The 9,401-nt window shown below is 61.0% G+C and carries 8 protein-coding genes; 1 reads left to right on the top strand and 7 read right to left on the bottom strand.

Going from position 1 to position 9,401, the window contains the following annotated elements:
- Positions 1-219: 219 nt before the first annotated feature.
- From QM612_RS00650 to QM612_RS00630, 5 genes are all read right to left on the bottom strand, one after another.
- A complete protein-coding gene (locus tag QM612_RS00650) occupies positions 220-681 on the bottom strand; it encodes a CopG family transcriptional regulator (protein ID WP_415251962.1) in 462 nt (153 codons plus the stop codon).
- A 10-nt stretch (positions 682-691) separates the two neighbouring features.
- Entirely contained in the window at positions 692-2,680 is a 1,989-nt protein-coding gene (locus tag QM612_RS00645; RefSeq protein ID WP_415251961.1) for a conjugal transfer protein TraG, read from the bottom strand.
- A gap of 179 nt (positions 2,681-2,859) precedes the next feature.
- Complete coding sequence (locus tag QM612_RS00640) at positions 2,860-3,828, bottom strand: LysR family transcriptional regulator (RefSeq protein WP_415251960.1); 969 nt, start codon at positions 3,826-3,828, stop codon at positions 2,860-2,862.
- Between the two features lie 16 nt (positions 3,829-3,844).
- Complete coding sequence (locus tag QM612_RS00635; RefSeq protein WP_415251959.1) at positions 3,845-4,519, bottom strand: NADPH-dependent F420 reductase; 675 nt, start codon at positions 4,517-4,519, stop codon at positions 3,845-3,847.
- Positions 4,520-4,556: 37 nt separating this feature from the next.
- Positions 4,557-6,083, bottom strand: coding sequence for an MFS transporter (locus QM612_RS00630; RefSeq protein WP_415251958.1), 1,527 nt, complete (start codon positions 6,081-6,083; stop codon positions 4,557-4,559).
- Between the two features lie 173 nt (positions 6,084-6,256).
- On the opposite strand from QM612_RS00630, the gene QM612_RS00625 reads away from it, so the two are divergent.
- Positions 6,257-7,135, top strand: coding sequence for a LysR family transcriptional regulator (locus tag QM612_RS00625; RefSeq protein WP_415251957.1), 879 nt, complete (start codon positions 6,257-6,259; stop codon positions 7,133-7,135).
- A gap of 15 nt (positions 7,136-7,150) precedes the next feature.
- Here QM612_RS00625 and QM612_RS00620 read toward each other — a convergent pair whose 3' ends face one another.
- Positions 7,151-8,071 carry a LysR family transcriptional regulator gene (locus QM612_RS00620; protein ID WP_415251956.1) on the bottom strand — a complete coding sequence of 307 codons (921 nt, stop codon included), beginning with the start codon at positions 8,069-8,071 and terminating at the stop codon, positions 7,151-7,153.
- 55 nt (positions 8,072-8,126) lie between these two features.
- Entirely contained in the window at positions 8,127-9,332 is a 1,206-nt protein-coding gene (locus QM612_RS00615; protein ID WP_415251955.1) for an MFS transporter, read from the bottom strand.
- Between the last annotated feature and the right edge of the window lie 69 nt (positions 9,333-9,401).

The following is a 9,401-nucleotide window of genomic DNA, read 5'->3' as shown; positions in this document are numbered from 1 at the left end:
GGAGGCAGGCTTTACCATCTGACATGGGAACGGTGGCTCCGGATTGGACGTTTGCTCGACACAAACATCTTCACCCGGATCTGCCGTTCCTTTTTGATGCCAATCCCCGGACTTCGGTGAAGAACCATTAAAAGAGCCTGAAATCAGGCTGATTCAACAAGTATCGAAGTGGGTGCGGTGATCGGCGGCCATCGGCGGCGAATAGGACGGTTTGAAAATTCAGGCTTCGCCGTCATCCGCCTCGAACTGTTCTTGCGCAGGACTATCGCGAAGCGAATCAACGTCGCGCGAAAGCTCTTTCAGGAAGCCGTCGCCTGTCGCCAGACGCTTGCCGAGCATCTGCATGAATACCTCGAACCGTTCGGCTCCCTTCGCGCGGGCTGCCGCCTGCGCGCTCTCCGGCAGCGTCGGCGTGGAAGCGAGCCAGATGTTGACGAACAGCGAAACGGTTTCGCCGAGCACGGCAAGATCCTCGTCGAGCGCATGGATCTCGCGGCCGATCTTGTCGAGACGGCGCGACATGGCTGCCTCCAGCCGATCCGATGCGTCGCCGGACAGGAAGGACGCGACGGCCGCCTCGACGATGGCGGATTTCGACACCTGCCGGCGCAGCGCCAGCGCCTCGACCTGGGCGAGCAATTCCGGGTCGAAATAGACGTTCATGCGGGTTCGGGTGGTCATGGGTGTGTCCTCAAAGCTCGATGCCGTCGCCAGGGTCCAGCGACGCTTGCCGCGCGACCATCCGCATCCGCTGGCGCAGGGCGCGCGCTTTGGCGGCGTCAACGTCCGGCTCGTCGTCCAGAATGTCGGACTCCTGTTCGGGCGGACGCGGCGGCGCGACGATTTCCTCATGCTCCGGCAATTCCGGCTCGCGGCGGATGCCGGCATTCGCGGGATCGCCTTCGGTCCCGCTGGTCGTGGCCGAAGCCGTCGCTTTCGTTGCGGCGACGATACGGCCCGACCAATCATCGGATGATGGATTAGCGGCGGCGGGACCGGCTGCCGGATCGGGCGGGGTCAGGATGCGTTCCATGAACCGCGAATCCTCGAAATAGCGGGCCTTGGTCGCGCGGATGGGCGGCGTGCCCGCGACCATTACGATTTCGTCGCTGGGCGGAAGCTGCATGATCTCGCCGGGAGTCAGCAGCGGCCGTGCTGTCTCCTGCCGGGAAACCATGAGATGCCCCAGCCAGGGCGCGAGGCGATGGCCGGCATAGTTGGTGGAGTCGCGCAGCTCCGTCGCGGTGCCGAGCGCGTCGCTGATGCGCTTCGCCGTCCTTTCGTCGTTCGCGGCGAAGGCGACGCGGACATGGCAGTTGTCCAACACGCTGTTGTTCGCGCCGTAAGCCTTCTCGATCTGGTTGAGGCTCTGCGCGATCAAGAAGCTCTTGAGGCGATAGCCAGCCATGAAAGCTAACGCGCTCTCGAAAAAATCCAGTCGGCCGAGCGCCGGAAACTCGTCCAGCATCAACAGCAGCCGATGCCGCGTGCCGGAGGTTTTCAATTCCTCGGTCAACCGCCTGCCGATCTGATTGAGGATCAGGCGAATAAGCGGCTTGGTGCGGTTGATGTCGGACGGCGGGACCACAAGGTAGAGGCTGACCGGCTTCTTGCTGCCGACAAGATCGGCAATGCGCCAGTCACACCGCGCCGTGACGCGCGCCACGACGGGATCGCGGTAGAGGCCGAGAAACGACATTGCCGTGGAAAGGACGCCGCTGCGCTCGTTCTCCGACTTGTTCAACAGCTCACGCGCCGACGACGCGATGACAGGATGAACGCCGGCTTCGCCCAGGTGCGGCGTGTCCATCATCGCCCGCAAGGTCGCCTCGACGGGGCGCTTCGGATCGGACAGGAAGTTGGCCACACCCGCCAAGGTTTTGTCCTGCTCCGCATAGAGAACATGCAGGATCGCGCCGACTAGCAGGCTGTGGCTGGTCTTTTCCCAATGATTCCTGCGGTCAAGCGAGCCTTCGGGATCGACGAGAATATCCGCGATATTCTGAACGTCTCTGACCTCCCATTCGCCTTGCCGTACCTCCAGCAACGGATTGTAGGCGGACGATCTGGCGTTGGTCGGATCGAACAGCAGAACGCGGCCATGCTTCGCGCGGAAGCCCGCTGTCAGCGTCCAGTTCTCGCCTTTTATGTCGTGGACGATGCAACTGCCCGGCCAGGTCAGCAACGTCGGCACGACAAGGCCGACGCCTTTGCCTGATCGTGTCGGCGCGAAGCAAAGAACATGCTCCGGCCCGTCATGGCGCAGATAGTCGCCATCGTGCCGGCCGAGCACGACGCCATCCGGGCCGAGCAATCCGGCCGTGCAAATTTCCTTGTCTTCCGCCCATCGCGCCGAGCCGTAGGTCGCGACGTTGTGCGCCTCCCGCGCCCGCATGATGGACATGGCGATGGCGGCGACGATGGATATGATGCCGCCCGACGCCGCGATGACGCCGCCCTCGACGAAGATCGTCGGGGCGTAAGCGTCAAACGCATACCACCACCAGAACAGCGCGGGCGGGTAGTAGATCGGCCAGCCGGCCAGCTCGAACCATGGATTGCCTAGCTGCCCCTGGAAGCCGAGCCGCCATGCTGTCCATTCCGTCGCCGTCCACGTCGTCACCAGAACGATGGTGAAGACGACAGCGATCTGTCCCCAAAGAATCCGGCCTCCACGCATACAGGCTCCAATCGGCAAAAATGTCGGAGCCGATCAGAGAATGGACGATTTTGCGACTGGCAACAGGCGATGAAGGTTGGGAGGGTCGCCGGATACTATCGGCGGCAAATAGGATAGGTAGCGCTTAGGCGGTGATCCACCTTGTTGTTCTTACGGACCTGACGGTAACGAATCGCAACCTATTCCGGCGCTGCGATTGTTCGGCCCATTTTGTTTGCCAATTCGAGCAAGTTTCGCAGCGCCGTCCCTTGACTGAATGGCGACCAGACAGCCGAGAATGCGACCGGCTCCGGCTCGTCGGCGAACGGCAGGAAAACAACGCCGGACGTGGGCTGCAACGAAGTGGCTGCGCTGACGATAGTTATTCCGAAGCCCTGGCCAACCATGGAAAGTAACGTGCCGCGCTCAACATCGAAGCGTTGTATTGAGGACGCCGGCCAACGCCCTGCGAGGCGTAGCACGATATGGTCGTGAACCTGCGGACCAGTGCCTCCATGGCGAGCAAGGAATGTCTCGCCAGCTAGATCGGCCCAGGTGACAGCATTCCGGTTGGCGAATGGGTGCTGCTCCGGCAGCGCCGCGACCAGCGGTTCGGTCCATATTCGTCGCGAATGGCAATCGGGCAATTCGGGGCTGCCGGCCACGAACACAATGTCGAGTCGGTCGGCGCGAAGCTGCATCACCGCCTCGCGCGCCGTGCTTTCCGTCATTTCGATTTCGATGCCGGGATGTTCGTTCCGATACCGACCAATCAGGCCCGCAAGGAAGCTGCGCGGGATCAGCGCGTGGACGCCTATACGCAGACGACCGCATTCCCCGGATGCCGCCATGCTTGCCGTCTTCACCGCATGGTCGAGTTGATCGACACCGGCTGCGACCAACTCGACGAAGTGACGCCCGGCCTCTGTCAGCCGGACACCGCGTGCGTGACGCTCGAACAGGAGAATGCCAAGGTCTTCCTCCAGCGTCTTCACACGGGCGCTGACGCTCGACAGGCTGACGCCGAGCGCATTGGCCGCATGGCGGAAGTTCAGGTGCTCGGCAACGGCGAGCGTTTGAATCAGCGATGCAAGCGGAATGCGTGATCCGAGCGCTATCGGTGTTCCCGACCGGCAATCAATCATCGGTGCTGAACGCCGCCGCCGCATGGCTATCTCCGTTCAACTAGGTGCGGATGCCTCGGTCAAATCGCCAGTTACCGTCCGGCACGAAGCTGTCGCGACTGGTCGCCGCCAAGCGTCCCTCCAGCATGGCTTTGTCCAGCGGAACGCAATAGACAGCCCGGCGGCGCTCGAAACGCCATCCATCGGCCAAAGCTCCTGCATCGACCGAATCGTAGCCAATTTGATCGAGGAATGTTGCGGCGGTGGCTTTTGCACCGGCATCATCCCCGGCTATCGGAAGCGCGCGCCGATCCTTCGCCCCGGATGGGCGCGCGTCGGGAACAACATCCTCCACCAGAATGGAGTTGAGGACTTTCACCACCCTGGAGCCGGGAAGAAGCCTCGCCAGCACCTCGGCGGTCGTAAGCTCGCCGCTGTCCAACTCCGCCACCGGACCAAAATAGGGGAAGTAGTTTTGCGGATTCAGCACCACCTTTCCATTCAGCGGCGCAGCCGGAATGGCCGCTGACATTTGCAGGTGAATCGCTGCGACAACCATTTCACCGAATGCGGCAACGTCATCCACGGTCCCAACCTCGCAACCGATCTGCTGGCCGATGTGCCGAATCGTTTCCGGGCCTCTGGAATTGCTCAACATGATCTGATGACCGGCTTTGACCGCCAGCAATCCCACCGCCTGCGCCATTCGCCCCGCACCAATGATCCCGATTTTCATCTCTGTTTCCTTCCGTGCCTGTGGCGTTCGTTTGATTTCAGCGCGGCAAGGCTTCTTCCGCCTGCATCGACTTCTTCCCTCCGAAGACAAGGAAGCTCATCAGCGCGAGGGTCCACGCCGAGACTGCGCCGTAGAGCGTGACCCAGCCGATGCCATGCGCCAGCGCATCGCGGGCATTGGCGATGGAAAACCCGTGGGTTTCGGCGGCAGCAAGATTTCCCGCCGATACGGCGTCCGCCAATGCCCTGAGCGTGCTTTCGACAGCGGGTTGCGGGAGCGCCTGGGCAAGATGGGCATAGACCCCGCCCAACAGGATAAGACCCATGATCGCGATATTGACCGACAGTGAAATGAACCGCGCGCTCATATCCATGCCCGACGCCATACCGGCCCGCTCCGGCGGGACAGCCGCAGTTGCCGTGTTGGTGACAGGCGTATTGGTGAAGCCGAGGCCGATCCCGGCAACGATGCAGCCGGGAAGTAGCGTCATCCAGTTCGCATGGTCACTTGTGGCGACGAAATGGAGCAGGATGAAGCCCGCGCCGATGGTGAACAACCCGAACGGAATGACGACACCAGGCCCCCGACGAAGCAGCAGGCGTTCAGCCAGCGGCGGAACCACGATGGTCGGCACGGTGTAGGCAAGCACGGTCAGCCCCGCCGCGATGGCGTCATAGCCCAAGACGGCGTGCAGATAGATCGGCAGATAGATCACGAAGGGCCAGAAGCTAAAGTTCATGCCGCTGGAACCAAGCAACGCGCCCGAAAGCCTGCGAATACGCAAAGCGGAGAAATCGAACATTGGCCGCGCAATGCGGTTCTCGACCACGACAAACACCACGAAGCTCGCGATGCTGACCGCCAGGATCGCCAGCGCAGGCGCACTCGCCAGCCCCAATTCCTGCCCTTGCGTCAGGAGATAGACTATTCCGAAGACCGCAACCGACAGCGTGACCATGCCTGCAAGGTCGATCCGGGTCGCCTTGGGATCGGAGGATTCTTCAATACCCTTATGAGCGAAGAAGACCGTGATCGCTGCGATTGCGACATGGATCAGAAATACCCATTGCCAGCTTGCCAGCGTGATAATTCCCCCGCCGACTATCGGGCCGAAACCTAGACCGACGCCGAAGGTGATGCCCCACCAACCGAACGCCTTGCCGCGTTCCGCGCCGTCGCGAAACTGGTGCGACAGCACCGCGACTTGACAGGCAAGCATGGCGGCGGCGCTCAATCCTTGCAGAAAGCGCGCTGCGATCAGGAGCGGCGCGCTGGTCGCCAGCCCGCAGATAAGAGACGCGATCCCGAAGACCACCACGCCCGACATGAAGATGCGCTTGCGGCCGAACCGATCCCCCAAAGCGCCCATCGCCATCAGCACCGCGCACATGGCGATGGTGTAGGCATTCATGATCCATTGCAGTTGCCGGAAATCGGCTGGGAGAACGCTTTCCAACGTCGGCAGAATGGAGGGGATGCTGGTTATTTCCAGTCCGAGCATGAGCGCCGAAAGACATACGGCGGTGAGCGCAAAACTGTTTTTGGATGAGGGGGCAGGATTCATATCTTGGCCTTGCTGTTGCTTGCAGCACAAGGCGGCTCATCACCTACGGCGATATGCGTTACTCGGTTCGCCCTGCGCGCGACGATGCGGTTCGCTTGCAAAAATGCCGACGACATGCTCATTTATCAATCGCATGGCAGAGCATTTCAGTGACAACAAAAGCGGATAGATAGATGAGTGTGCTTGAGGTTGATGCCGTCCGGGCTTTCGTGATGATCGCCGACCTTCAGAGCTTCACCCGCGCTGCCGAGGCTCTTGGCTCGACGCAGGGCGCGGTTAGCGTGAAGCTGAAGCGACTGGAAGACCGACTAGGCAAGAAGCTGATCGAACGCACTCCAAGGCAGGTGCGTCTATCGGCGCAGGGCGAAACCTTCCTGCCGCCCGCACGGGAGTTCCTTGCAGCCCATGAACGTGCGTTTGCGGCTCTCACGGCGGAAAGACGCCGCTTCCGGCTCGGAATCGCTGCCCACATCATGGGACCAGAGGTTCCGACCTTGCTTGCGAAGCTCAAATCGCTCGATCCTTGCCTCGCGGTCGAGGTGCTGGTCGATAACGCGCGCACATTGCTGGATGCCTATGAAGACGGAACGCTGGACGCTGTGATCGTGCGTAGCGACGACGACCGGCGGGATGGAGAAGTGCTTGGCCCGGAACATTTCGGCTGGTTTGCGTCATCGGATTTTGAGCATCGCGCTGGCGAGCCGTTACGGATCGCAAGTCATCCTTCATGCTGCACGGTTCGGGAAGTGGCGACACGCTTGCTCGATGCGGCTTCGATCCCGTGGAACGAGGTATTCGTTGGTGGCACCTCGGCGGTGACGGCGGCATTGTCGGCAGGTCTTGCGGTTGCTGCGTTCCCTTGCCGATTGGCGACGCCTGACATGATCGAGGTCAGTCAAATGCTCAACCTGCCGGCAATTCCTTCATTGTCCATCATTCTGCACTCGTCCCTGACCGACCCCAAAACGCGTGAAACGCTTCGTGCGATCACGGCGGCGTTCAGTGAACATCGCAGAAGCAGCAACAGGCAAATCAGCCTCTTGTCAGCATAATGGGAGGCTCAATAATCAATCTGCCCGGATCGACCGACCCATCTTGGTCGCTAGGTCGAGCAGATTGCGCAACGCCGTGCCCTGATTAAACGGCGACCACACGGCCGAGAACGGAACCGGCTCCGGCTCGTCGGCAAACGGCAGGAAGACCACGCCTGACGTTGGCAGCAGCGATGTAGCCGCACCGACGATGGTGATGCCGAAGCCCTGTCCGACCATGGACAGCAACGTGCCGCGTTCAACGTCGAAGCGCTGGATCGAGGATGCCGGCCAACGCCCGGCGAGGCGCAGCACGATATGGTCGTGAACCTGCGGGCCGGTGCCGCTATGGCGGACAAGGAACGTCTCGCCAGCTAGATCGGCCCAGGTAACAGCGGCTTGGTTAGCGAGCGGATGCCGTTCCGGCAGCACCGCGACCAGCGGTTCGGTCCATATCCTCCGCGAATGACAATCCGGCAGTTCAGGGCTTCCAGCCACGAACACAATATCAAGCCGGTCGGCGCGCAGTTGCATTACCGCCTCGCGGGCCGTGCTCTCCGACATTTCGATTTCGACGCCGGGATGATCGTCCCGATATTGCCCGATCAAGCCCGCAAGAAAGCTACGGGGAATCAGGGCATGGACGCCGATGCGCAGTCGGCCGCATTCGCCCGATGACGCCATGCCGGCCGTCTTCACAGCATGGTCGAGCTGATCGACGCCGGCCGCGACAAGCTCGACAAAATGGCGACCGGCTTCGGTGAGCCGGACGCCGCGCGCGTGTCGCTCGAACAGGAGGATGCCAAGGTCTTCCTCCAGCGTCTTCACGCGGGCGCTCACGCTCGACAGGCTGACGCCAAGCGCATTGGCGGCATGGCGGAAGTTGAGATATTCCGCGACAGCGAGCGTCTGGATCAGCGACGCGAGGGGAATGCGCGATCCCAACGAGGTCGGCACTCTCCATTGACGATCTGTCGTCGATGCTGAATGCCGCCTCCGTCGCATATCGCCCTCACGGACGAACCCTGATTGTCGCATCTTCGTTTTGCGTGCGATCTTTTGCAGCCAGCGCCCATGTCGCCAGCAAACCGACAACTGCTGTTATGGCCGACGCGATGAGAACGCAGGCCATCCCAAAAGTGTCGAAAATTACCCCGCCCACAAAGGAGCCGAGCGTGATCCCAACGTAGAGCGAACTACTCAACAGACCGAGAACGGTCGCTCGCCTCGCTGCAAAAGCATTTGCCGCCATTGCCTGAATGGCTGGAAAGAATCCGTAAGCAAACAGGGCGATCAGAAAGAGCGTGATCGTGAATGGCGTCACAACTCCAAAATGGAATGCTGCCGCGCTCATACAAAACATGATTGCTATGGCGACGAATGAGAGGCGAACGACGTATGGTGCGCCGATCCGGTCGGCCAGTTTTCCACCTGATAGCACACCCACCGTCGCGCCGAGGCCGAAAGCTGAGAGGATCAAGCTCGTCGTCCACACGCCAAGCTGCAACCGTGTTTCGAGAGCCGTGCCAAGTAATGTGTATGTCATATAGACGCTTGCCGCCCACGCGATCATGCCGGCGAGAAAGGGCCAGGAATCGGCAAGGCGTTCGGCGCTCTTTATCGTGCCTGATCGGCTCGCCTTGGCTGGCACTTGCGCCCACGTCATTACGTTTATCGGAATCATCACGATCAGAAGAACGGCGAGGCCCAGGAAGACCCAACGCCATTCCGTTAGGCTTCCCAGCATCAGGCCCACGGGCGCACCGAGAATCAGGGAGATCACCAAACCTGAATTGACGATTGCGAGCCTTGAGGCTCGGCGCGCCGGCTCGGCGTTGTTCGCCGTCAGCGTATAGACCATCGGTGAAATCGAGGCGGCGGCAAAGCCGGCCATTGTCCGGCTTACGACCAGATTCGGAAAATCAGGTGCAATTCCGGTGTAGGCGTTGGCGATGGCAAGCGCCGAAACGCCAAAGATCAAAACAGCTTTAGGACCGAGCCGCTCGGCGACCCAGCCCTGAATTGGACTGGCGACCGCATAGACAACGCTAAAGACGCTTACCAAGACGGTCAGCGATTGCGGTGAGCGGTCGATTTCCTTTCCGATCAACGGCAGGAACGGCGACACAACAAACAGGTCGGTGCCAACCAGAAAGATTGTCGCCCAGCCCACTACGATCCAGATTGGCAGCGTCGGAGTGTCGGAATCGGTGCCCATAAGCTTCCCTTTGCGGGCTGGTGGTCGCCCAGCCTTTCTTGTAGTGTTAGAACTCGAATATAATATTCG

Source organism: Thermomonas sp. (assembly GCF_047606765.1).
Classification (GTDB): Bacteria; Pseudomonadota; Gammaproteobacteria; order Xanthomonadales; family Xanthomonadaceae; genus Thermomonas.
This window is presented reverse-complemented; position numbering and strand designations above follow the sequence as displayed.

Bases quoted from the DNA above. Each gene is read 5' to 3' on its own strand.
- QM612_RS00630 (WP_415251958.1), bottom strand. From the start codon at position 6,083: ATGAATCCTGCCCCCTCATCCAAAAACAGTTTTGCGCTCACCGCCGTA.
- QM612_RS00625 (WP_415251957.1), top strand. From the start codon at position 6,257: ATGAGTGTGCTTGAGGTTGATGCCGTCCGGGCTTTCGTGATGATCGCC.
- QM612_RS00645 (WP_415251961.1), bottom strand. From the start codon at position 2,680: ATGCGTGGAGGCCGGATTCTTTGGGGACAGATCGCTGTCGTCTTCACC.
- QM612_RS00640 (WP_415251960.1), bottom strand. From the start codon at position 3,828: ATGCGGCGGCGGCGTTCAGCACCGATGATTGATTGCCGGTCGGGAACA.
- QM612_RS00650 (WP_415251962.1), bottom strand. From the start codon at position 681: ATGACCACCCGAACCCGCATGAACGTCTATTTCGACCCGGAATTGCTC.
- QM612_RS00635 (WP_415251959.1), bottom strand. From the start codon at position 4,519: ATGAAAATCGGGATCATTGGTGCGGGGCGAATGGCGCAGGCGGTGGGA.
- QM612_RS00615 (WP_415251955.1), bottom strand. From the start codon at position 9,332: ATGGGCACCGATTCCGACACTCCGACGCTGCCAATCTGGATCGTAGTG.